This is a genomic window from Ensifer adhaerens (genome assembly GCF_020035535.1).
GTDB lineage: Bacteria > Pseudomonadota > Alphaproteobacteria > Rhizobiales > Rhizobiaceae > Ensifer.
On the sequence record NZ_CP083349.1, the window covers coordinates 1,100,325 to 1,121,734 of the forward strand.

20 protein-coding genes are annotated in these 21,410 nt (G+C 61.4%); 9 read left to right on the plus strand and 11 right to left on the minus strand.

Annotation, left to right across the window (positions count from 1 at the left end; translation table 11 throughout):
• Nucleotides 1–10: 10 nt before the first annotated feature.
• Entirely contained in the window at nucleotides 11–265 is a 255-nt protein-coding gene (locus LAC81_RS05320) for a YjhX family toxin (protein ID WP_223727002.1), read from the minus strand.
• 178 nt (nucleotides 266–443) lie between these two features.
• Complete coding sequence (locus LAC81_RS05325; protein WP_223727003.1) at nucleotides 444–752, minus strand: DUF1294 domain-containing protein; 309 nt, start codon at nucleotides 750–752, stop codon at nucleotides 444–446.
• A 159-nt stretch (nucleotides 753–911) separates the two neighbouring features.
• Here LAC81_RS05325 and gatB point away from each other — a divergent pair, with 159 nt between their 5' ends.
• The 5 genes from gatB (at nucleotide 912) to LAC81_RS05350 (ending at nucleotide 4,590) form a co-directional block, all read left to right on the plus strand.
• Complete coding sequence (gatB, locus tag LAC81_RS05330; RefSeq protein ID WP_223727004.1) at nucleotides 912–2,414, plus strand: Asp-tRNA(Asn)/Glu-tRNA(Gln) amidotransferase subunit GatB; 1,503 nt, start codon at nucleotides 912–914, stop codon at nucleotides 2,412–2,414.
• A 2-nt stretch (nucleotides 2,415–2,416) separates the two neighbouring features.
• On the plus strand, nucleotides 2,417–2,914 hold the full coding sequence (locus LAC81_RS05335) for a GNAT family N-acetyltransferase (RefSeq protein ID WP_223727005.1): 498 nt from the start codon (nucleotides 2,417–2,419) through the stop codon (nucleotides 2,912–2,914).
• A 124-nt stretch (nucleotides 2,915–3,038) separates the two neighbouring features.
• Complete coding sequence (locus LAC81_RS05340) at nucleotides 3,039–3,509, plus strand: GNAT family N-acetyltransferase (protein WP_223727006.1); 471 nt, start codon at nucleotides 3,039–3,041, stop codon at nucleotides 3,507–3,509.
• Between the two features lie 108 nt (nucleotides 3,510–3,617).
• Entirely contained in the window at nucleotides 3,618–4,013 is a 396-nt protein-coding gene (locus tag LAC81_RS05345; protein ID WP_113537800.1) for an NADH:ubiquinone oxidoreductase subunit NDUFA12, read from the plus strand.
• Between the two features lie 124 nt (nucleotides 4,014–4,137).
• A complete protein-coding gene (locus tag LAC81_RS05350) occupies nucleotides 4,138–4,590 on the plus strand; it encodes a DUF2155 domain-containing protein (protein WP_223727007.1) in 453 nt (150 codons plus the stop codon).
• A gap of 66 nt (nucleotides 4,591–4,656) precedes the next feature.
• Here LAC81_RS05350 and LAC81_RS05355 read toward each other — a convergent pair whose 3' ends face one another.
• From LAC81_RS05355 to LAC81_RS05380, 6 genes are all read right to left on the minus strand, one after another.
• Complete coding sequence (locus tag LAC81_RS05355; RefSeq protein WP_419195803.1) at nucleotides 4,657–5,586, minus strand: DUF2167 domain-containing protein; 930 nt, start codon at nucleotides 5,584–5,586, stop codon at nucleotides 4,657–4,659.
• An 88-nt stretch (nucleotides 5,587–5,674) separates the two neighbouring features.
• Complete coding sequence (gene aat / locus LAC81_RS05360) at nucleotides 5,675–6,289, minus strand: leucyl/phenylalanyl-tRNA--protein transferase (protein ID WP_223727008.1); 615 nt, start codon at nucleotides 6,287–6,289, stop codon at nucleotides 5,675–5,677.
• A gap of 10 nt (nucleotides 6,290–6,299) precedes the next feature.
• A complete protein-coding gene (gene accC, locus LAC81_RS05365) occupies nucleotides 6,300–7,643 on the minus strand; it encodes an acetyl-CoA carboxylase biotin carboxylase subunit (protein ID WP_223727009.1) in 1,344 nt (447 codons plus the stop codon).
• A gap of 12 nt (nucleotides 7,644–7,655) precedes the next feature.
• Nucleotides 7,656–8,135, minus strand: coding sequence for an acetyl-CoA carboxylase biotin carboxyl carrier protein (gene accB, locus LAC81_RS05370; RefSeq protein WP_223727010.1), 480 nt, complete (start codon nucleotides 8,133–8,135; stop codon nucleotides 7,656–7,658).
• 25 nt (nucleotides 8,136–8,160) lie between these two features.
• Complete coding sequence (aroQ, locus tag LAC81_RS05375) at nucleotides 8,161–8,607, minus strand: type II 3-dehydroquinate dehydratase (protein WP_223727011.1); 447 nt, start codon at nucleotides 8,605–8,607, stop codon at nucleotides 8,161–8,163.
• A 106-nt stretch (nucleotides 8,608–8,713) separates the two neighbouring features.
• A complete protein-coding gene (locus LAC81_RS05380; protein ID WP_223727012.1) occupies nucleotides 8,714–9,481 on the minus strand; it encodes a DsbA family protein in 768 nt (255 codons plus the stop codon).
• A 234-nt stretch (nucleotides 9,482–9,715) separates the two neighbouring features.
• Between LAC81_RS05380 and LAC81_RS05385 the strand changes: the two genes are divergently transcribed.
• On the plus strand, nucleotides 9,716–10,873 hold the full coding sequence (locus tag LAC81_RS05385; RefSeq protein WP_223727013.1) for a pyridoxal phosphate-dependent aminotransferase: 1,158 nt from the start codon (nucleotides 9,716–9,718) through the stop codon (nucleotides 10,871–10,873).
• A gap of 147 nt (nucleotides 10,874–11,020) precedes the next feature.
• Here LAC81_RS05385 and LAC81_RS05390 read toward each other — a convergent pair whose 3' ends face one another.
• The gene (locus LAC81_RS05390; RefSeq protein ID WP_223727014.1) at nucleotides 11,021–13,822 is read right to left on the minus strand and encodes an Rne/Rng family ribonuclease; all 2,802 of its coding nucleotides are present in this window, start codon (nucleotides 13,820–13,822) and stop codon (nucleotides 11,021–11,023) included.
• Nucleotides 13,823–14,567: 745 nt separating this feature from the next.
• Here LAC81_RS05390 and LAC81_RS05395 point away from each other — a divergent pair.
• From LAC81_RS05395 to prfB, 3 genes are all read left to right on the plus strand, one after another.
• Nucleotides 14,568–15,812 carry an N-acetylmuramoyl-L-alanine amidase gene (locus LAC81_RS05395; RefSeq protein ID WP_223727015.1) on the plus strand — a complete coding sequence of 415 codons (1,245 nt, stop codon included), beginning with the start codon at nucleotides 14,568–14,570 and terminating at the stop codon, nucleotides 15,810–15,812.
• A gap of 336 nt (nucleotides 15,813–16,148) precedes the next feature.
• The gene (locus tag LAC81_RS05400) at nucleotides 16,149–18,602 is read left to right on the plus strand and encodes a penicillin-binding protein 1A (protein WP_223727016.1); all 2,454 of its coding nucleotides are present in this window, start codon (nucleotides 16,149–16,151) and stop codon (nucleotides 18,600–18,602) included.
• A gap of 95 nt (nucleotides 18,603–18,697) precedes the next feature.
• Nucleotides 18,698–19,829, plus strand: a protein-coding gene (prfB, locus tag LAC81_RS05405; protein ID WP_223727017.1) for a peptide chain release factor 2 whose coding sequence is annotated in 2 segments (ribosomal slippage) — nucleotides 18,698–18,766 and nucleotides 18,768–19,829 — 1,131 coding nt in all. Because the reading frame shifts where the segments join, the coding sequence is not laid out codon by codon here.
• Nucleotides 19,830–19,892: 63 nt separating this feature from the next.
• On the opposite strand, the gene LAC81_RS05410 is transcribed toward prfB, so the two are convergent.
• Together LAC81_RS05410 and LAC81_RS05415 are read right to left on the minus strand one after the other, a co-directional pair.
• Nucleotides 19,893–20,381, minus strand: coding sequence for a hypothetical protein (locus LAC81_RS05410; RefSeq protein WP_223727018.1), 489 nt, complete (start codon nucleotides 20,379–20,381; stop codon nucleotides 19,893–19,895).
• Nucleotides 20,382–20,482: 101 nt separating this feature from the next.
• Nucleotides 20,483–21,256 (minus strand): NAD kinase, encoded by a 774-nt coding sequence (locus tag LAC81_RS05415; RefSeq protein WP_223727019.1) that lies wholly within the window; start codon nucleotides 21,254–21,256, stop codon nucleotides 20,483–20,485.
• Nucleotides 21,257–21,410 lie beyond the last annotated feature (154 nt).

The following is a 21,410-nucleotide window of genomic DNA, read 5'->3' on the forward strand; positions in this document are numbered from 1 at the left end:
TTTTTGCCGCTTAACGGTTGTTGAGTTCAGAGCGCACCAGCAGCAAGCCTCGCTCCGTGATGCGATAGGGCTTTCCGCCAGAAGACGAGATTGCCTTCTTGCGCTTCAGTTTGCGGAAGAGCTCCAGGTCGAAGCCAGGGTAAACCCAGCCGTCGCGGGTGAAACACCGGATTTCGGTGATCGCCTTGCTTTCGCGAATGATTTCGATGCGGCCGCCCTGGGCCAAATGATGAAGGATGCGCTGTTCGGCGCGCGAGATGTCCATTTCTGAATGTTCCGGAATGGCGTTCGTAAGAACGCAGGAAAACGTTCCGCAAATCACTGGGAAAGCGGGGTGACGTTTCCGGCCCGTGCGCGCAATCAAAAGGGGATTGCGGGGACGGGCCCTTACCGGGACTCAGACGAAGAAGTGAACATCAAAACTCCAGAAAGACGATTCTTTCCTAGAAGACGCTCGCGAGAACGTCAAGGTGTCCGTGCAGCGCCAGGGTGCCGACCACTCCTGCTGCCACCTGGAGGACGATGATGAACGCCAGCCGGGTTCGAAAGGGTTCCTTGCGCGTCTTGTGACGAAACACATGCCGGGCTGCCATCGCCCCCGGACTTCCGCCGAGAAACGCAATTGTCAGCAGTGTCTGCTCGCTGATGCGCCAACGGCCGGCGCGCGCTGCCCTTTTGTCGAACCAAAACAGCCCAAAGCTCAAGATGTTGATGTAGGCTGCGTACAATGCGAGTGCGGTGGCGGTGGACATCGGCAAATCTTGGCGCATGGGTACTAAGCGGTGGTTAAGTGGCACGTCGCATTCGAGGTTGCCCGGAGATAGGCGCCGCATGACGCTGAACAACTTGCACCGGCGGACCAATTGTTCTACCGAGAAACCAAGAATTCAGGCTTCAAAGAAGAGCATGATATGAGCATTGTCGACGTCCGTACCCCCGATCCGAAACGCTTCATTCCTGGCGCCACCGGCGACTGGGAGGTCATCATCGGCATGGAAGTCCATGCTCAGGTGCTTTCCAATTCGAAGTTGTTCTCGGGCGCCTCGACGGAGTTCGGCAACGCGCCGAATGCGAACGTTTCGTTGGTCGATGCCGCCATGCCCGGCATGCTGCCCGTCATCAACGAGGAATGCGTGAAGCAGGCGGTGCGCACCGGTCTCGGCCTGAAGGCTGCGATCAACAATCGCTCGATCTTCGACCGCAAGAACTATTTCTATCCGGACCTGCCGCAGGGCTACCAGATCTCCCAGTTCAAGGATCCGATCGTCGGCGAAGGCAAGATCATCATTTCGATCGGTCCTGACCGTCAGGGACAGTTCGAGGATGTGGAGATCGGCATCGAGCGCCTGCATCTGGAACAGGATGCCGGCAAGTCGATGCATGATCAGCATCCGTCGATGTCCTATGTCGATCTCAACCGCTCGGGTGTGGCGCTGATGGAGATCGTCTCCAAGCCGGACATGCGCTCGTCGGATGAGGCCAAGGCCTACATGACGAAGCTGCGCTCGATCGTGCGTTACCTCGGCACCTGCGACGGCAACATGGACGAAGGCTCGATGCGCGCCGACGTCAACGTTTCCGTTCGTCGTCCGGGCGAAGGCTTTGGCACGCGCTGCGAAATCAAGAACGTCAACTCGATCCGCTTCATCGGTCAGGCCATCGAGTATGAAGCGCGCCGCCAGATCGGCATCCTCGAGGACGGCGGCAGCATTGACCAGGAGACTCGCCTGTTCGATCCGAACAAGGGCGAGACCCGCTCGATGCGCTCCAAGGAAGATGCGCACGATTATCGCTACTTCCCGGATCCGGATCTGCTGCCGCTGGAGTTCGACGACGCCTTCGTCGAGGCGCTGAAGGCCGACCTGCCGGAACTGCCCGACGACAAGAAGGAGCGCTTCGTGCGCGATCTCGGCCTCTCGATCTATGACGCCTCGGTGCTCGTCTCCGAAAAGTCGATCGCCGATTATTTCGAAGCGGTGGCCGAAGGGCGCGATGGCAAGATTGCCGCCAACTGGGTCATCAACGACCTGCTCGGCGCCTTGAACAAAGCCGGCAAAGCCATTGAAGAGACTCCGGTTTCGCCGGCCCAACTCGGCGGCATCATCGACCTCATCAAGGCCGAGACCATCTCCGGCAAGATCGCCAAGGATCTCTTCGAAATCGTCTGGAACGAGGGCGGCGACCCGGCCGAGATCGTCGACGCCCGCGGCATGAAGCAGGTAACGGACACCGGCGCCATCGAAAAGGCCGTCGACGAGATCATCGCCGCCAACCCGGATCAGGTCGCCAAGGTGCAGGCCAAGCCTTCGCTTGCCGGCTGGTTCGTCGGCCAGGTGATGAAGGCGACTGGCGGCAAGGCCAACCCGCAGGCGGTGCAGGCCCTCGTGAAGGCCAAGCTCGGCATCGAGGAATAACGATGTTCTTCGTGCGCACGGCGAGCGAGCGCGATCTGGAAAAGGTTCGCGCCCTGCTGTTCGAAACGTGGCACGCGACCTACGACACCTTCTATGGTGTCGAGAAGGTCAACGAACTGACGGAGCGCTGGCACTCGTTGCCGGCGCTGAAAGCGCAGGTCCTGCGCAAGAACGCCGAGTTCCTGGTGGCAGATGACGGTCGCCAGATTGGTGGCATGGGCTTTGCGGCCATGTCCGACACGCAAGCCAAGACCGCCGTACTCCACCAGCTCTATGTGCTGCCGAAGTTCCAGCGGCAGGGCATCGGCCGAGATATCTTCGCCGAGCTCGAAACCTGTTTCCCGGATGCCGAGCGCATGCGCGTCGAGGTCGAGCCGCAGAACCTGCACGCGCTTGCATTCTACCGGACGCACGGCTTCAACGAGGTAGGCTCGACGGCCAGTCACGGCGATGAACCCGGTTTGCCGGCCATCACCCTTGAGAAAACGCTGCTCGGCTAAAGGCTCGTCCCGGCGATACCGATCCGGGCACTGTGGAAAACCTCATGGCGCGCGGCCCTGTCGTGAAACCGTTAACTTGCAGTGCTTGGTCCGCCGTCGATGAATGAAGCGAACGGGGAGAACCATGGACGCAGTCGCCGAACTCTTGATCCGTAAAGCCGAACGCGGTGACCTGTCGGCAATCGTCGCTCTCTTTGCGGATGATCAGATCGGCGGGCATGGTGACACGACCGGTACGGATGCCTTCGGGGACTACGTCGCCGCCTTCGAGAAGATTGAGGCCTCGTCACTACAGACACTCTTTGTCGCAGTTCTCGGCGGCGAGATCGTCGGTACCTTTCAGACGGCGCTGCATACGACGCTGTCCGGGCGTGGCAGCTCCAGCCTGATCGTCGAAGCGGTGCAGACCCGGGGAGACATGCGCGGGCGCGGGATCGGCGAACGGATGATGCGCCACGCGATTGCCGAAGCGCGGGAGCGCGGCGCAAGCAAGGTGCGGCTCACGTCCAACGGCGCGCGCACCGACGCGCACCGCTTCTACGAGCGGATTGGCTTCACGCGCAGTCACGTCGGCTTCTTGATGCCGTTGAAATGACGGCCTTTGCCTCGGAATCACTGGACAAGCCATGGGCGGCGGGGCATAAGCGGGAACATAGTTTTGGTATCCGGCCGCCTTCCCAACGGCCGGTCAAGGACGGCATCCATGAAGCTCCTGCTGCAGATTTTCACCTGGTGGAACGAACAGACGATCGGAACGCGCTTTCACACTTGGCGTCACGGTCAACGGGTTGGTCAAGACGAACTCGGCAATGTCTACTATCAGGGCGGCAAGGACTCCGAAGGTCGTACCCGTCGCTGGGTGATCTACAATGGCTACGCCGAAGCTTCGGCCATTCCGGCAGGCTGGCACGGCTGGATGCATCACCGGACCGACGTTTCGCCGGCCGATGAGAAGTACGCGCCGCGCGAATGGCAGAAGCCGCACCGCGCAAACCCGACCGGTACAGCCAATGCCTACCGCCCCCAGGGCTCGATCGCAGCCACCGGCAAGCGTCCGCGCGTGACCGGCGACTACGACGCCTGGACGCCGGGTTCCTAATAATCTGTTCTCAGTGAAGACGACGGACCGCGGAATAGGTTCCTCGATCATGGCGCGGCCACAATTGATGGTTAGCGCCTGAAATCCATCGATGATGAACAGGGCACGCGGGAGACAGGCGACAATGGCAGGTTCTGATCTGCGCAAGGCAATCGGCCAAGGAGCACGGCGTTTGGGCTTGTCCCTGCTTGCCGCCTTGCCGCTGATCGCATCTGCCGAAGCCGTTGACGCAGCGCGCCTTTCCAATGCCGTTGCCGTCTTCTCCGGTATCGACAAGATCACCGGACGCATCACCACCTTCGACGTCTATATTGGCGAAACGGTCCAGTTCGGCGCCCTCCAGGTGACGCCGCGCGTCTGCTACAGCCGCGACGATACCGAAGCGCAGAAGATCACGACCTTCGTCGAGGTCGAGGAGATCACGCTCGACCGCAAGATCCGCCGCATCTTCACCGGCTGGATGTTTGCCGACAGCCCCGGCCTGAACGCCGTCGAGCATCCGGTCTATGACGTCTGGCTGCAATCCTGCAAGGCGACCTCCGATCTGCCGCCGCCGGATACCGCAGCGAAACAATAGTTCGCTGTGGCTGCCTGCCCTAGCGGCAGCCGATAGGTCATCCGATCCTTCGATATCACGGTGGCGTTATGCGCTTGGCGGTGCTTTGCGGCCGAACAGGCCCTTGAAGAACCGGGCGACAGCGGCGCCCGCGATCACGATGAGCACGCCGCCCTTCTTCAGGAATGCCAGCGCGACGGCAAGCAGGCCGACTTTCGCTGCGACCTTGGCGCCGGCGCCGGCGGCAATAAGGCCCGCCATGCCATAGGCCGCGACCGCATCGCCTTCCTTGAAGTCCGCATAGGCCTGCCCGGGATCGAACTGCACCATGCCAGCTACACCAGGCAAGCCCGACTTGATTTCGTCGAGCTGCTCCAGCCCTGAAACGAAGTTCATCTGCAGCACGCCCTCTCTGCTGAGGATGCGAACAGAGTAGTTCAGGGTGTGGGGGGCGTTCGGGTCCTTGCCGAAGATCAGGTCGCGGGCCCAGTGCATCGTGTGCGTACCCAGATCGTAATGGGGAGGGGAGGCCCAGCCGACCAGCGTGATCGGATCGTAGCCCTGCTTTTCTCGCTCGAGGTTGTTTTCGGCGGAGGCTTCCTTCAGTTGCGACAGAAGTTGCGTAAAATCGATGGTCAGCGCGTCGGCATCCGAAACGTAACCGTCCTTCAGATAGTCGATGACCGATCCCCAGGCTTTGTCACCGTCCGGCGGGTACTTGGCGGGAAAGACCATGCCGAGATAACCCTCGGCCGAGCCCGGTGGATTGCCCCACAGGTCGACAAGGACCTTCTTGGTGTCGGCAGGATCCAGGAAGTAGAAGTCCGCTGGAATATCGAGTTGCGCGTGGGCGGAAGGCAATGCCACCTTGCCCTGCTTGAAATCGAGCGACCCGATGATGGCGGACAATTCCGGCGGCAGGTTCGGTTCGCCGCCGAACATGTCGCGATAGGTCTTTGCTTCCGCAACAGCGCTGGAAGCGATTAAAACCGACAATGCCAATATGATCTTGTTCATCCTGGTGCCCTCGAAAACGCTCGAAGTCTGGATGAACATATGAAGTAAGTACATCTCCAGGTGGAGATATCCAAAGAAGAGTATACGTCTAGAACGAGAGGTCCGGAGAGTTCATCGCGTTGCCGAGCATGATTTCGTACTCGGCCTTCGGCACGTCGATCGCGCCGAAGGACTTCAGGTGCTCGGTGGTGAATTGGGTGTCCAGCAACTCGAAGCCCCTGGCGCGCAGGCGCTCCACCAAATGCACGAGGCAGATCTTCGAGGCGTCGGTGCGTCGGGAAAACATGCTCTCGCCGAAGAACGCCGAACCGAGAGAAACACCGTAAAGACCGCCGACCAACATATCGTCCTCCCAGGCCTCGACGCTGTGGGCGTAACCCATCGTGTGGAGCGTTGCGTAGAGAGTGCGGATCTTGTTGTTGATCCAGGTCGTCGGCCGGTCCGGGGCGGGGGCCGCACAGCCATCCATCACCGCTTCGAAGGCGGTGTTGAAGCGGATTTCGAAGGGTTTTCGACGGATCGCCTTCGCGAGGCTGCGGGAGACGTGAAAGTCCGTGAGCGGGATGACGCCGCGAATTTCCGGCTCGACCCAGAAAAGCTCCGGGTCGTCAGCCGAATCGGCCATCGGGAACAGGCCGATCGAATAGGCGCGCAGCAGCATGTCCGGAGTAATGTCGGGCTGCTTGCTGCGCGTCCCTTTCAATTTATGGCCCTTACTCGGACGTGGCGGCCAGATGCTTTTCCAGCCAATGGATATCATAGTCGCCGTTGGCAATGTCCTGATTATTGATCAGGTCCTGGAACAACGGAAGCGTCGTCTTGATGCCGTCGATGACAAATTCATCGAGGACGCGGCGCAGGCGCATCATGCACTCCACACGGGTACGCCCGTGCACGATCAGCTTGCCGATCAGGCTGTCGTAGTAGGGCGGGATTCGGTAGCCCTGATAGGCGCCGGAGTCGACGCGCACGCCAAGACCGCCCGGCGCGTGGAAATGCGTGATCGTGCCCGGGGAGGGGACGAAGGTGCGCGGGTCTTCGGCGTTGATCCGGCACTCGATGGCGTGACCGGAGAACACGATGTCTTCCTGCTTGACCGAGAGGCCGCCGCCGGAGGCGACGCGGATCTGCTCGTGTACGAGGTCGATACCGGTGATCGCTTCGGTGATCGGATGCTCGACCTGAAGACGGGTATTCATTTCGATGAAATAGAATTCGCCGTTTTCGTAGAGGAACTCGATCGTGCCGGCGCCGCGGTACTTCAGCTTCTTCATCGCGTCGGCGCAGATCTGGCCGATCTTCATGCGCTGGTCGACATTGAGGGCCGGGGAGTTTGCCTCTTCCCAGACTTTCTGGTGACGACGCTGCAGCGAGCAATCGCGTTCGCCGAGATGCACCGCATTGCCGGCGCCGTCGCCGACGATCTGGACCTCGATGTGGCGCGGCTTGCCGAGGTACTTTTCCATGTAGACGGCGTCGTTGCCGAAGGCGGCAAGCGCTTCGGAGCGCGCAGTCGAGACAGCTTCTTCGAGGTCCGCCTCGGAGCGAGCGACCTTCATGCCGCGGCCGCCGCCGCCGGCGGTCGCCTTGATCAGCACGGGGAAGCCGATCTTGCGGGCGACTTCAAGCGCGTTTTCCGGCTTCACTTCGCCATCGGAACCCGGAACGACCGGGATGCCAAGCTCCTGCGCCGTCTTCTTGGCGGTGATCTTGTCACCCATGATGCGGATATGCTCCGCCGTCGGGCCGATGAAGGTGATGTCGTGCGCTTCGAGGATTTCGGCGAACTTGGCGTTTTCAGACAGGAAGCCGTAGCCCGGGTGCACAGCGTCGGCACCGGTGATTTCGCAGGCGGCGACGATCTGGTGAATGTTCAGATAGCTATCGCGCGAGGGCGGCGGGCCGATGCAGACGCTCTCGTCGGCAAGCCGCACATGCATGGCGTCGGCGTCGGCCGTGGAATGAACGGCAACCGTCGCGATGCCGAGCTCCTTGCAGGCGCGCAGCACGCGAAGGGCGATTTCGCCGCGATTGGCAATGAGAATTTTCGAGATCATCACCGCGCCGCCTTATTCGATTACGATCAGCGGTTCGCCATATTCGACGGGGGCTGCGTCCTGGACGAAGATTTCGGTGACCTTGCCCGAGCGAGGGGCCGGGATCTGGTTCATCGTCTTCATGGCTTCGATGATCAGGATGGTCTGGCCTTCCTTGACGGTGGCGCCGACTTCAACGAAGGGGCGGGCGCCCGGGGCCGGAGACAGATAGGCGGTACCGACCATCGGGGCGGTGACGGCGTTTTTCGACGCGCGCGGGTTTTCAGCAGCCGGAGCGGCGACGGCGTTGGCCGGTGCGGCTGCTGCGGCAGGCAGCTGGTATGCCGGCATCTGCGGCATGGCCATCTGCATGGCAACCGGCGTGCCGTTGCGCGAGACGCGAATGCGCAGGTCGTCCTGCTCGACTTCGATCTCGGTGAGATCGGTGTCCTTGAGAATGTTGGCGAGATCGCGGATCAGCGCCTGGTCGATACCTGGTTTCTTGTCAGCCATGGAATATGAGCCTCTTGTGTTCTTTTTATTTCGACGGATTTGTCAGGTTCTTTAGCGCATGCAGCGCAAGAATGTAACTCTGGGCGCCGAAGCCGCAGATGACGCCCTTGACGGCCGGCGCGATCATCGACTTGTGACGGAATTCCTCGCGGGCATGGATGTTCGAGAGGTGCAGTTCGACCACTGGAATGCCAATGGCGCGGATGGCGTCGTGAAGCGCGATCGACGTATGGCCGTATGCCGCGGGATTGATCGCAACTCCGGCCGCGACGCTGCCGGCCTCATGCAGCCAGTCGACCAGCGTACCCTCGTGGTTCGACTGGCGGAAATCGACCTCGAAGCCGAGCGATTTGCCTTCCGCCTTGCACATGGCCTCGATATCGGCGAGCGTCTGGCCGCCATAAATACCCGGCTCGCGCTTGCCCAGCGCATTCAGGTTGGGGCCGTTCAGCACGAAAATGGTCGATGGCATAAGGGATTCCGGTCCGGTGATGGAGGGTTACCTATAGACTGATGGTCCCGCGAGGAAAAGCCCTTTGGGCCCCCGCGGGATTTGTCCACAGTCATGGGAAGGTTTGTCAGCAGGCGGTCTTGCCGCATTCGCGCATATTGGAGACCTTGCCCTCGATCTCTTCGGCGCCGACGGCACCGAAGACCGCCTCGTTGCCGATGACGTAAGATGGCGTGCCGGTGATGCCGAGATCGTTGGCAAGCCCATAGGCTTCCCGCACGGCAGCGTCATGCGGCTCTTTTTCCATCTTGGCGCGCAACTGATCCTCGGGGACACCGAGCTTGGCTGCGACCGCAAGGGCGGTCTCTTCCGTGGCGCGGTCTTCGCCGCCGAGAAGCGCACGATGGAAGTCGCCGTATTTCTCCGGGGCCACGAGGCGGAAAGCAGCGCTCACCTTGTGAGCTGCCAGCGAGTCAGGGCCGAGAATCGGCAGTTCCTTCAGCACGAAGCGGACGTTCTTGTCCTTGCTGATGATAGCGTCCATGTCCGAAAGCGCGCGTTTGCAATAGCCGCAGTTGTAGTCATAGAATTCGACGATGGTGACGTCGCCCTTGGGGTTGCCAAGCACCATGTCGTAGTCGGAGTTGAAGATCGCCTTCTTGTTTTCGGTGATCGCGCCTTCTGCAGCTTCCTGCTGCTTGGCGCGCTGCTTCGTCGTCAGCGCTTCCTGGACTTCAAGCATGATCTCCGGATTGGCGATCAGATACTCCTTGATGAAGGCGCCGATCTCTTCCTTCTGCTTGGCGTCGAGCGCAAACGCGCTCTGCGGCAGGCTGACCCCGGCCACGAGCGCGGCGAGCGTTCCGGCGGCAATCATCTTGGTGCTGAAATTCATTTCTACCTCGTTGTCCTTGCGTATCCTGTGTGTCGTCCATCCCCAGTCGTCACGTCAACCGGCAGTTCTCTCAGACAACAGGAATCCTCGTATCCGCTACATGCTGGCAGCATAGGGTGGGTGCCGCGGAAACGAAACGGCAAAATCGGCGGAAATACGGCACTCGCGGACTTGTGAAGGTCAATTTCATCGGGCAAAGGGGCTGGAGAACAGCCGCTTATCGAGGATTTTCCGTTGGTAGACTTGTCAAAACGCAGCGCCGTCGAACCTTTCCACGCGATGGACGTGCTGGCGGAGGCGACACGCCGCCGGGATGCCGGCCATCCGGTGATCTCGATGGCGGTCGGGCAGCCTGCCCACCCGGCACCGCAGGCGGCACTCGAAGCCGCGCGCAACGCACTCCAGCACGGGCGCCTTGGCTATACCGACGCACTCGGCACTCTGTCGCTGCGAACTGCGATCGCCCGCCACTACGAGAAGCGTCACGGTATCGAGCTTGATCCGCAGCGGGTGGCCGTCACCACGGGATCGTCGGCCGGCTTCAATCTCGCCTTCCTCGCGCTCTTCGATCCGGGCGATTGCGTCGCCATCGCGCGGCCCGGCTATCCGGCCTATCGCAACATCCTTGCAGCACTCGGCCTGACGGTGGTCGAGGTCGAGGCCAATGCCGAGACCGGTTTCACGCTGACGCCGGAGAGCCTGGCAAGGGCCGCCGCAAAGCTCGGCCGGCCGCTGAAGGGCGTGTTGCTGGCAAGCCCCGCGAACCCGACCGGCACCGTGACGGGGAGGGCCGGCCTCAAAGCGCTCGCCGACTATTGCCATGCGGAAAAGATCGCCTTCATTTCTGACGAAATCTATCACGGTCTGACCTTTGCCGGCGAAGAAGCGAGTGCGCTCGAAGTCACCGACGAAGCGATCGTCATCAACTCCTTCTCCAAATATTACTGCATGACCGGATGGCGCATCGGTTGGATGGTGCTGCCGGCTGATAAGGTCCGAGGCTTCGAACGCATTGCGCAAAGCCTTTACATCTCGCCGCCTGAACTGTCTCAGATCGCGGCCGAAGCAGCACTCGACGCGCATGAGGAACTCGACCGCTACAAGGCTGCCTATGCGGCCAATCGCGACATGTTGCTGAAGCGCCTCCCGGAGATTGGCTTGTCCATCGCCTCGCCGATGGACGGCGCCTTCTACGCCTATGCCGATGTCAGCCGCTTCACCAATGACAGCATGGCCTTTGCCCGGCGGATGCTGGCGGAAATCAATGTGGCGGCGACGCCGGGCTTCGATTTCGACCCGCTTGAGGGGCATCGTACGATGCGCTTTTCCTATGCTGGGGCCGAGGCCGACATGGCCGAGGCAATGGACAGGATCGCACGCTGGCTTGCCTGATTTGCGCGGCAGGACGGATAGAGCGCGAAGGCGCCGATCTGATGTGAAAGAAAAGGCCCGGAGCGATCCGGGCCTTTCTATTTTTGATCTTTTAATTTCAACGCCGCGAGACGTCAGGGTCTCGGCTGAGAGCCTAGAGGCGGCTTCTTAGAAGAAGCCGCGGCGCTGCCACCAACCGCCCTTTTTCGGCTTGTTGGCCTCTTCTTCTTCGCCTTCGGTCTTCACCGCACTCGAGGTGACCACCGGCTCCGAAGCAATCTTCGAAAGATCGCGGTTCGCGCGCACCGGCTTGGTTTCGGCGAGATCGGCAGCGGCTTCTTCTACCGCCTCGACGGCGACATCGGCGACCGCTGGCTGGTCTTCGACAGCCACCTGGGCAGCTTCATCGACGGTTACGACCGGCTCTTCTGCCTTCACTGCCTTTTTGCGGGTCCGCTTCGGCTTGGCCGGCTTGGCTTCGACGGCCTCGGCTTCCTCCACGACTGCGGAGGCTTCTTCTACCGCGACGGCTACTTCGCTCTCTGCGGTCACGGCCGGCGCTTCTACGGCTTCCGGTTCGTCGGCATCTTCACCTTCCGCATCGGCCTCGAGCTGGCCTTCGCCTTCACCTTCGCCTTCCGGACGGTTGCGACGCCCACCGCGCTTGCCACGGCGGCGGCGCTTGCGCTTCTGCTCGCCGTCAGCGTTGGTGGCTTCGGCATCCACGCCCTCGTCGTCAGCATCGCCTTCGTCGGCATCCTCGTCGGCGTCGTCTGCCGCTTCGGAAACCTGGCTAACGGCGCCTTCTGCCTGCTGTCCACCCTTGCCACGGCGGCGACGGCGACGCTTGCGCTTGCGCCCGCCCTGGTCGTCGGCGGATTGAGCAGCCTTCGGCTGCTCCTGGCGCGGCTCGCTGGCGATTTCTTCGGCTTCTTCTTCGTCGAGATCCTCTTCGATCACGACGTCATCTTCTTCCGGCTCCGGCTCAAAATGCAGAAGCTGCTCGATCTTGACCGGGTTTTCGACCGGTTCGCCGCGATCGATCGCGAAGTGCTGCGCACCAACATGGGCGTCAGCCTCGATGATGATCGAAACGCCGAAACGGGCCTCGTAATCCATGATCGTGCCGCGCTTCTGGTTGAGCAGGTAGAGCGCGATATCCGGAATGGTGCGCACGGTGATATCGTGCGTGGTGTTCTTGAGCAGGTACTCTTCGATGCCGCGCAGCACGTGCAGGGCGACGGAGGACTGCGAGCGAACGTGACCCGTGCCGTTGCAGTGCGGGCAGGTCTGCATCGTCGATTCGAGCACCGAGGCACGAATGCGCTGGCGCGACATTTCGAGCAGGCCGAAATGCGAGATGCGGCCGACCTGGATGCGCGCGCGATCGTTCTTCAGGCAGTCCTTCAGCTTCTTCTCGACAGCGCGGTTGTTGCGCTTTTCTTCCATGTCGATGAAGTCGATGACGACGAGGCCGGCAAGGTCGCGCAGGCGCAACTGGCGAGCAACTTCTTCCGCTGCCTCAAGGTTCGTCTGGAGCGCCGTGTCTTCGATCGAGTGCTCGCGGGTCGAACGACCGGAGTTGACGTCGATCGAAACCAGCGCTTCGGTCTGGTTGATGATGATGTAGCCACCGGACTTGAGCGTTACCTGCGGCTGCAGCATGCGGTCGAGCTGCGCTTCGATGCCGGAGCGCGAGAAGATCGGATGCACGTCGCGATAGGGCTGAACCACCTTGGCGTGGCTCGGCATCAGCATCTTCATGAAGCCCTTGGCTTCCTTGTAGCCTTCCTCGCCGGAAACGATGATCTCGCCGATGTCCTTGTTGTAGAGATCGCGGATCGAGCGCTTGATCAGGCTGCCTTCCTCGTAGACGAGGCAGGGGGCCGTGGAGTTGAGCGTCAGCGTGCGGACGTTCTCCCAAAGACGCATCAGGTATTCGAAGTCGCGCTTGATCTCGACCTTGGTGCGGTTCGCACCGGCCGTGCGCAGGATGACGCCCATGCCTTGCGGCACTTCGAGGCCGCGCGCGATTTCCTTCAGGCGCTTGCGGTCCTGCAGGTTGGTGATCTTGCGGGAGATCCCGCCACCACGCGCGGTGTTCGGCATCAGCACCGAGTAGCGACCGGCGAGCGACAGGTATGTCGTCAGCGCCGCGCCTTTGTTGCCGCGCTCTTCCTTGGCGACCTGAACGAGCAGGATCTGGCGGCGCTTGATGACTTCCTGGATGCGGTACTGCTTGCGGGGCTTGCGGACCTGACGGTCCGGAACCTCTTCCATGGCGTCTTCGGCACCGACCGATTCGATGATTTCCTTTTCGCCGTCGTGGCTGTCGTCATCGTCGTCGTCGTCGTCGTGGCGGCGACGGCTGTCGACGTCCTCGGAGATGGCGTCGGTGTCGACCATGGCGGCCATTTCGCCGCCGTTGCTTTCGTCGCCGTCGACGGAAGCGGCTGCCGCTTCTTCCGCGGCCTTTGCCTTGGTCTTGCGCGCGCGCTTCGGCTTTGCCTTAGGCTTTTCCGCCGGTGCTTCTTCTTCGACCACCGGTTCGGCGACAGCGGCTTCTGCCGGCTGCGCCTCGATATCGGTCTCCGCTACGACCGCGAGATCGACGGGAACGGACAGTTCGCTTGCCGGCGCCGGTGCGGTTTCGACATGTTCGATGTCGTCGTCGCGCCGCGCTTCTTCAGCTTCGGCCTTCAGCAGTGCCTGGCGGTCGGCAAGGGGGATCTGGTAATAATCGGGGTGAATTTCGGCGAAGGCCAGAAATCCGTGGCGGTTGCCGCCGTAGTCGACGAAGGCGGCCTGCAGCGAAGGCTCTACCCTGGTGACCTTCGCCAGATAGATATTGCCGCGGATTTGCTTCTTATGTTCCGACTCGAAGTCGAATTCTTCTATGCGGTTCCCGCGTACGACAACGACGCGCGTCTCCTCGGAGTGAGACGCATCGATAAGCATTTTCTCTGCCATCTAAGCTGTGCTCCTCGGCGCACCAGCGGAACGGGAGACAGACCTGCTTCCTTGGGAAGACTGCCAAACACGTCGGAAGGTGCGCCGGATATGAAAGTTCTCGTCTGGCGCAGGTGATGGTGCAGCAGCCAGACGACAGCCGGAACACCTGTGTTCCGGGGCCGCTCTACTTCTGACCGATACTGCTGAGTCAACATCAATGACCAAACAAGAATGCCAATGTCCAAGGTCTCATAAAGACCCGATGAATGCGCCCGCTTGCGGGCGTTGGTGAAAAATCACCATCAAGAACTCCGGCCACCGCCGGAAATTTGCGATCCAGTGTACGAGGAGGAAATGCAGCGACGGCGGATGAACACCTTGCGACCGCGGAAGTGCGATACGTTTAACCGGTTAATCCGGTTCGACCACTCCCTGGCGCTAAGCTTTGGAGAAGCTCCGGCTGCCCGGTCGACTGTTCTATCCCGTCAACACTTTCTCCTTGTGACGCTTTTATGTTTTCTATGTCACATTGGCAAGGGAAAAGCCCGTGCCGCCACAATAATGATCGATTCGCTTGTCCACGTGGAGTAGGCCGACAAAAGATGACTCGATGGTGTCGGTGCGGGGCGCAAGATGGCTTTTGTCAAGCTTTGATTAACCATAAGAGTTCATTGATCAAGGTATGTGCTGGTGGCCGCGTCGGCTGCCATCTGATTTTCGAGAAAGTGGTGGGGAGCCCAAGGTGAAGCCTTTGGCGGTTTGTATGCGCGGTTCGCTGTTGTCGTTGATGTCGCGGACGGGTTGGCGTTTGCTCGGGGCATCGTTGCTCGTCGGCGGTCTCCTGTTGAACGTGCCGGCCGCTCACGCCGTCGAGCCGGCCCCCTTGCTCGCCTTCGGTGCGCGGATCGCCGGCGACGACGCACGCACCCGGGTCGTCGTCGAGTTCGACCGCAAGCCGGACTTCTCGCTTCATTACGTCGCTGATCCCGTTCGTGTGGTCGTCGATCTGCCGGAAACGGCTTTCGGCCTGAAGGCCGACAGCCTCGAGCCGCGTGGTCTGTTCGATGCGATCCGCTACGGCGGCATGGGCGCGGGGAGTTCCCGCATCGTGCTTTCCGCGAAGGGCCCCGTTGCAGTGACCCATGCGGAAGTGATCGCGGAGGAGGGGGGCAAGGGCTACCGCCTGGTCCTCGACGCTGAACGGGTCGACCAGACGCGCTTCGATGCGCTTCTTGGCGAACAGCAATGGACCGGTTCGGTCGCCGCGACGAAAACCGACCGACCTGTCGCCGTCGCGCCGACGAAAGAGGGCGGACCCTTCATCATCGCGATCGATGCCGGCCACGGCGGCATCGACACCGGTGCACTCGCCGGCGAGACGAAGACGGAAGAAAAGCACGTCACCCTTGCCTTTGCGCAGGATCTCGTCGAGGCCTTGAACAAGGGCGCCGGCATCGAGGCTTTTCTCACCCGCGACAAGGATGTTTTTCTCTCGCTGCCGCAGCGCGTGCAGATTGCCCGCAACAAGGGCGCCAATCTTTTCATCTCGCTTCACGCCGACGCGCTCCGGCAAAAGGATATCCGCGGCGCGACGGTCTATACGATCTCCGACAAGGCGTCCGACCACTTGGCCGCAGGTCTCGCGGCGCGCGAAAACCTGTCGGACGAAATCGCCGGCGTACCGCTTCAGAGCGAGCCTGCGGAGGTCGCAGATATCCTCATCGATTTGACCCGTCGCGAGACGCAGGCTTTCTCCGTCAACATGGCGCGCGCTGTGGTTTCCTCCTTCGAGGGCCAGATCAATCTCATCAACAATCCGCACCGCTTCGCCGGGTTCCGCGTGTTACAGGCCCCCGATGTGCCGTCGATCCTGCTGGAGTTGGGCTTCCTGTCGAACAAGGAGGATGAGAAGTTGCTGCTGGATCCGGTGTGGCGCAAGAAGGTTTCGGAGCGTCTTGCGGTTGCCGTTCAGCGTTATCGCGAGCAGGCAGTCGCCAGCGGCGGCTGACATTTGACAGCATGCGCGGGAACGAAGTGATTTGTGTCGCCTCGGTAACAGCGTTATGCTTTTCAATTGGATGCGCGCGCGATAATCGGAAACAGCCCTATTTTACGCACAATCCGGGACGTAACCGGAATTGCGCCCGGTTTTGTTGAGAAACGAGTTGATGCCCGGGGTTCCTCGCCATATGAGGAGCCGGGCTGGCGGGGCGCTGCGATGCCAGACTATTTCTGACGGAAGAGTTTGGTCGGACCGACGCTATGTAAGCCGGCGGGACAGAGCATGGCCTGTCGCTCGGCGGTTCGGCAATTGGACGATAATTAAGGTACCGGTATCTGGCTGATGATCAGGCTGATTGGATATTTCTTCGGGATTGGTGCGTTTCTGCTGCTTGGCGTGGCTGGAGCCGCGGCGCTTTATTTGGGCGTCGTGACCAAGGATCTACCTGACTACGAGGTCCTGGCGAAGTATTCGCCGCCCGTGACGACGCGCTTTCATGCCGGAAACGGCGCGCTGATGGCGGAATACGCCCGTGAACGGCGCCTCTACCTGCCGATCCAGGCCATTCCGGATCGCGTCAAGGCAGCCTTCATCTCGGCCGAAGACAAGAACTTCTACCAGCATCCGGGTGTCGATATCACCGGTCTGGCGCGTGCCATCGCGGTGAACTTGCAGAACTTCGGCTCCGGTCGTCGCCCGGTTGGAGCGTCGACGATCACGCAGCAGGTGGCAAAGAACTTCCTGTTGAGCTCGGACCAGACGATCGACCGCAAGGTCAAGGAAGCGATCCTCTCCTTCCGCATCGAGCAGGCCTACAGCAAGGACCGGATCCTTGAACTCTACCTCAACGAGATCTTCTTCGGCCTGAATTCCTACGGCATCGCTGGTGCGGCGCTGACCTATTTCGACAAATCGGTCACCGAGCTCACCATTGCCGAAACCGCCTATCTTGCCGCCTTGCCGAAGGGCCCGGCCAACTACCATCCGTTCCGCAAGACCGAAGCCGCCATCGAACGCCGCAACTGGGTGATCGACCGCATGGTGGAGAACGGCTACGTCACCAAGGCCGACGGCGAAGAAGCCAAAAAGCAGCCGCTCGGTGTCAACCCGCGCCGCGGCGGCGCGCATCTCTTCGCCTCCGACTTCTTCGCTGAAGAGGTCCGTCGGCAGATCATTCAGAAGTACGGCGACAATGCACTCTATGAAGGCGGCTTGTCGGTTCGCACCTCGCTCGATCCGCGTCTGCAGATCGCAGCGCGCAAGGCGCTGCAGGCAGGGTTGCTGAGCTATGACGAACGCCGTGGCTTCCATGGTCCCGTCAAGACCATCGAGATCGGTGGCGATTGGGGCGAGCCGCTGGGCGCGGTTACTGCCTTTAGCGATGTACCGGAATGGAAGCTTGCCGTCGTTCTTTCGGTCGATGCACAGGGTGCCGAGATCGGCATCCAGCCGGAAAAGGAAGCCTCGGGCAAGATCGTTGCCGAACGCGTCACCGGGCACATCTCCACCAAGAACATGCAGTGGGCCTATCGCTCCGCCAACGGCGACCGCAAGTCGGCCAAGTCCCCTGAGGGGGTCTTCGGCGCCGGTGATGTCGTTTATGTCGAACCCTTGCCCGAGAAGGGCGAATATCGTCTCCGCCAGCCGCCGAAGGTTCAGGGTGGTCTCGTGGCGATGGATCCGCAGACCGGCCGCGTGCTGGCAATGGTCGGCGGCTTCTCCTACGGCCAGTCCGAGTTCAATCGTGCGACGCAGGCGATGCGCCAGCCGGGCTCCTCGTTCAAGCCCTTCGTCTACGCGGCAGCGCTCGACAACGGCTACACGCCGGCATCGGTCATTCTCGACGCCCCGATCGAGATCGTCGCGGGCGGGCAGGTCTGGCGTCCGGAAAACTATGGTGGCGGCTCCGCCGGCCCGTCGACGCTGCGCCTCGGCATCGAGAAGTCGCGTAACCTGATGACCGTCCGCCTCGCCAACGACATGGGCATGAACCTGGTTGCCGAATATGCCGAACGCTTCGGCATCTACGACAAGATGCCGCCGCTGCTCGCGATGTCGCTGGGCTCCGGCGAAACGACGGTTCTGCGCCTGGTCTCGGCCTATTCGGTGCTCGCCAACGGCGGCAAGCAGATCAAGCCGTCGCTGATCGACCGCATTCAGGACCGCTACGGCAAGACGATCTTCCGGCATGAAGACCGCACCTGCGACAACTGCAACGCAGGCGATTGGCAGAGCCAGGAAGAACCAGTCCTGACCGACAACCGCGAGCAGGTGCTCGACCCGATGACCTCCTATCAGATCACGTCGATGATGGAGGGCGTGGTGCTGCGCGGCACGGCCGCCGGAAAGATCAAGCTCGATCGTCCGGTCGCCGGCAAGACCGGTACGACCAATGACGAAAAGGACGCCTGGTTCGTCGGTTATACGCCGGACATGGTCGCCGGACTCTATCTTGGTTTCGACAACCCGGCCCCGCTCGGCCGCGGCGCGACCGGCGGCAGCCTCGCGGTGCCGATCTTCAACGACTTCATGACCGAAGCGGTCAAGGGCACCCGCCCGAGCAAGTTCGTCGTGCCTGAAGGCATGAGCATGGTCGCCGTCAACCGCAAGACCGGCATGGCCGCCCAAGAGGGCGAGCCGGACACGATCATCGAAGCCTTCAAGCCCGGCACCGGCCCGGCCGACACCTTCTCGGTTATCGGCGGCCTCGACCAATACGTGCCGCCGGAGGAGATCCTGAAGAACTCGCCGCAGGCGAACCAGGCTGTGACTTCGGGCTCCAACGGCCTGTTCTAAGCCTTTCCCCTCTTGGGATGCCCGCCGCCTTTACATCAGCGGCGGGCATCGCTATTTGACGCTCACTTCATATCGGGTTCACAAGAAGCAGGATCATGCGCAGCGAAATCGAGAACATTGTCGACGAAATCAAGCAGGCCATAAGCCTGCTGAGGAGGCATCTTTGACTGGGATCAGGCGGTAAGACGACTGGACTGGTTGAACAACAAGGCGGAAGATCCGACCCTCTGGAACGATGCTTCGGAAGCACAGAAGCTGATGCGCGAGCGCCAGCAGCTTGACGACGGCATCAACGGCCTGCGTCGTTTCGAGCAGCAACTCCACGACAACATCGAACTCATCGAGCTTGGCGAGGAAGAGGGCGACGCGGCGATCATCGCGGATGCCGAGCAGGCGCTGCGCGAACTGCGCAACGAAGCGGCCAAGAAGCAGGTCGAGGCCATGCTGTCCGGCGAGGCCGATCAGAACGATACCTATCTCGAAGTGCATTCCGGTGCCGGTGGTACCGAGAGCCAGGACTGGGCCAACATGCTTCTGCGCATGTACACCCGCTGGTCCGAACGCCAAGGATACAAGGTCGAGCTGATGGAAATCCAGGACGGCGAAGAAGCGGGCATCAAGTCTGCGACGCTGCTCGTCAAGGGCCACAATGCCTACGGCTGGCTGAAGACCGAATCAGGTGTGCATCGCCTCGTTCGCATATCGCCTTATGACAGCAACGCGCGCCGTCACACCTCGTTCTCCTCAATCTGGGTATACCCGGTCGTGGACGATTCGATCCAGATCGACATCAACGAGAGCGATTGCCGCATCGACACCTACCGCTCGTCGGGCGCCGGCGGCCAGCACGTCAACACGACCGACTCGGCCGTGCGTATCACGCATATCCCGTCGGGCATCGTCGTGCAGTGCCAGCAGGAGCGCTCGCAGCACAAGAACCGGGCGAAGGCCTGGGACATGCTGCGCGCCCGCCTATACGAGGCCGAACTGAAGAAGCGGGAGGAGGCGGCAAACGCCGAAGCTGCGTCGAAGACCGATATCGGCTGGGGCCATCAGATTCGTTCCTACGTTCTGCAGCCCTACCAACTCGTCAAGGACCTGCGCACCGGCGTCGAAAGCACGGCACCGGGCGACGTTCTTGATGGCGAGCTCAACGAGTTCATGGAAGCGGCCCTGGCCCACCGTGTCAGCGGTGGGGCGGATGCAGCCGTCGACGATCTGAACTGAGGCCGGAAGCGGTCTAAAGAATTTGAACAGGGCCGGGTGTTCGCATCCGGCCCTTTCGTTTGCTCAGTTGGACGCGCGCTCGATCTTGATGTCGCCAAGGTCGTCGATGAGCACCGTCCACGTTTCCGGTTCGCGCGCGCTGGGGTCGGTCTTCAGATAGACGGTCGCGAACATGCCTGGCTGGGCGGTGACGCCCGTCGAAGTCTCCGGGCGAATGTCGGTGACATAGGCCTTGAATGCCGAGAACTCTTCGAGCTCCGCCGAAGAAACCACCACGGGTCCGGCGGCGGTCGCCTCGATCTGTTGCAGGTGGATCTGTGCGCTGCCATCCGCTTGCCGAAGAGCGATCAGTTTGTAGTAGCCGCGCCGGGCGTCGCTCGGTTTCTCGGCAGCCGCGTTGGGATCAAGGGATGAAAGCGGCTCACCACTTTCCTCCCAGTAGCCTGTGCTCGTCACGAAGGTTGCCTGCGGCGGCACGACGTTGGCGTCCTCGGCCTTGGCGCTGCCGCAGCTTACAAACAGGAGCAGCGCGAGGAGGGCGGGTTTGTGCATCTGGATCGTCGTCCTTGGGGCGGCGGCTTGCTGCCGTGTTGCTGGGCCGGCGGAAATCGGGCCGGGCGGATGATAACATATGTCGCGCGGGGACCGTGCGTTCAGTTCGAAAATTGCTCGGCCAGGATGCGGTCCGACCAGGAATGATCGGGATCCGAGAGGATGCGCGCCGTCATGTTTTCCGATTCGGCGATCCGCACCTTGACCACCGACTTCACCTCCTGGTGATCGGCGACGGCGTTGACCGGCCGCTTGTCAGCTTCGAGGATCTCGATCTCGACGGTGACATGATTTGGTAGCAGCGCACCGCGCCAGCGGCGAGGGCGGAAGGCGCTGACCGGGGTCATGGCGAGTAGCGGTGCTTCGAGCGGCAGGATCGGTCCGTGGGCCGAGAGGTTGTAAGCGGTGGAACCGGCCGGCGTCGCCACAAGCAACCCGTCGCAGGTCAGTTCCTCGAGCCGTGTTTTTCCGTCGATCAGGACGCGCAGTTTTGCGGCCTGGTAAGACTGGCGAAAGAGGTAGACCTCGTTGATGGCAAGTGCAGTGAAGCTCTCGCCATAGACGTCGGTCGTCTGCATCTCCAGCGGGTGGAACGCGTTCTCGACGGCCAGGCAGATGCGGTCCGTCAGGTTCTCCGTGCTGTAGCGGTTCATCAGGAAGCCGACGGAGCCGCGGTTCATGCCGTAGACCAGCTTTCCGCTGTTCATGGTCTGGTGCAGCGTCTGCAGCATGAAACCATCGCCACCGAGCGCCACGATCACGTCGGCCTTCGCCGGATCGTTGTCGCCATAGATCGCCTTGAGATCGGCCGCAGCCTTTTGCGCCTCCTCCGCAGGAGAGGCGAGGAAGGCGAAGGAATTGAACGTTCGGGCCATGAAATAGTAGTCCGTTCGATGCGTTGCATGCCGCTTACGGCGATCTCTGTCCACCGTTTCTGGCACGGCCCAGTGCCGAACGCATCTGAAAAGTTGGGAGAATTCGCAATTTTGCTTTACACCTGATGAGATTATGGTAACTCCGAGCCCAGTA

Coding starts and splice junctions, on each gene's coding strand:
- LAC81_RS05320 (WP_223727002.1), bottom strand. CDS start 265: ATGGACATCTCGCGCGCCGAACAGCGCATCCTTCATCATTTGGCCCAG.
- LAC81_RS05325 (WP_223727003.1), bottom strand. CDS start 752: ATGTCCACCGCCACCGCACTCGCATTGTACGCAGCCTACATCAACATC.
- gatB (WP_223727004.1), top strand. CDS start 912: ATGAGCATTGTCGACGTCCGTACCCCCGATCCGAAACGCTTCATTCCT.
- LAC81_RS05335 (WP_223727005.1), top strand. CDS start 2,417: ATGTTCTTCGTGCGCACGGCGAGCGAGCGCGATCTGGAAAAGGTTCGC.
- LAC81_RS05340 (WP_223727006.1), top strand. CDS start 3,039: ATGGACGCAGTCGCCGAACTCTTGATCCGTAAAGCCGAACGCGGTGAC.
- LAC81_RS05345 (WP_113537800.1), top strand. CDS start 3,618: ATGAAGCTCCTGCTGCAGATTTTCACCTGGTGGAACGAACAGACGATC.
- LAC81_RS05350 (WP_223727007.1), top strand. CDS start 4,138: ATGGCAGGTTCTGATCTGCGCAAGGCAATCGGCCAAGGAGCACGGCGT.
- LAC81_RS05355 (WP_419195803.1), bottom strand. CDS start 5,586: ATGAACAAGATCATATTGGCATTGTCGGTTTTAATCGCTTCCAGCGCT.
- accC (WP_223727009.1), bottom strand. CDS start 7,643: ATGATCTCGAAAATTCTCATTGCCAATCGCGGCGAAATCGCCCTTCGC.
- accB (WP_223727010.1), bottom strand. CDS start 8,135: ATGGCTGACAAGAAACCAGGTATCGACCAGGCGCTGATCCGCGATCTC.
- aroQ (WP_223727011.1), bottom strand. CDS start 8,607: ATGCCATCGACCATTTTCGTGCTGAACGGCCCCAACCTGAATGCGCTG.
- LAC81_RS05380 (WP_223727012.1), bottom strand. CDS start 9,481: ATGAATTTCAGCACCAAGATGATTGCCGCCGGAACGCTCGCCGCGCTC.
- LAC81_RS05390 (WP_223727014.1), bottom strand. CDS start 13,822: ATGGCAGAGAAAATGCTTATCGATGCGTCTCACTCCGAGGAGACGCGC.
- LAC81_RS05395 (WP_223727015.1), top strand. CDS start 14,568: ATGCGCGGTTCGCTGTTGTCGTTGATGTCGCGGACGGGTTGGCGTTTG.
- LAC81_RS05400 (WP_223727016.1), top strand. CDS start 16,149: ATGATCAGGCTGATTGGATATTTCTTCGGGATTGGTGCGTTTCTGCTG.
- LAC81_RS05410 (WP_223727018.1), bottom strand. CDS start 20,381: ATGCACAAACCCGCCCTCCTCGCGCTGCTCCTGTTTGTAAGCTGCGGC.
- LAC81_RS05415 (WP_223727019.1), bottom strand. CDS start 21,256: ATGGCCCGAACGTTCAATTCCTTCGCCTTCCTCGCCTCTCCTGCGGAG.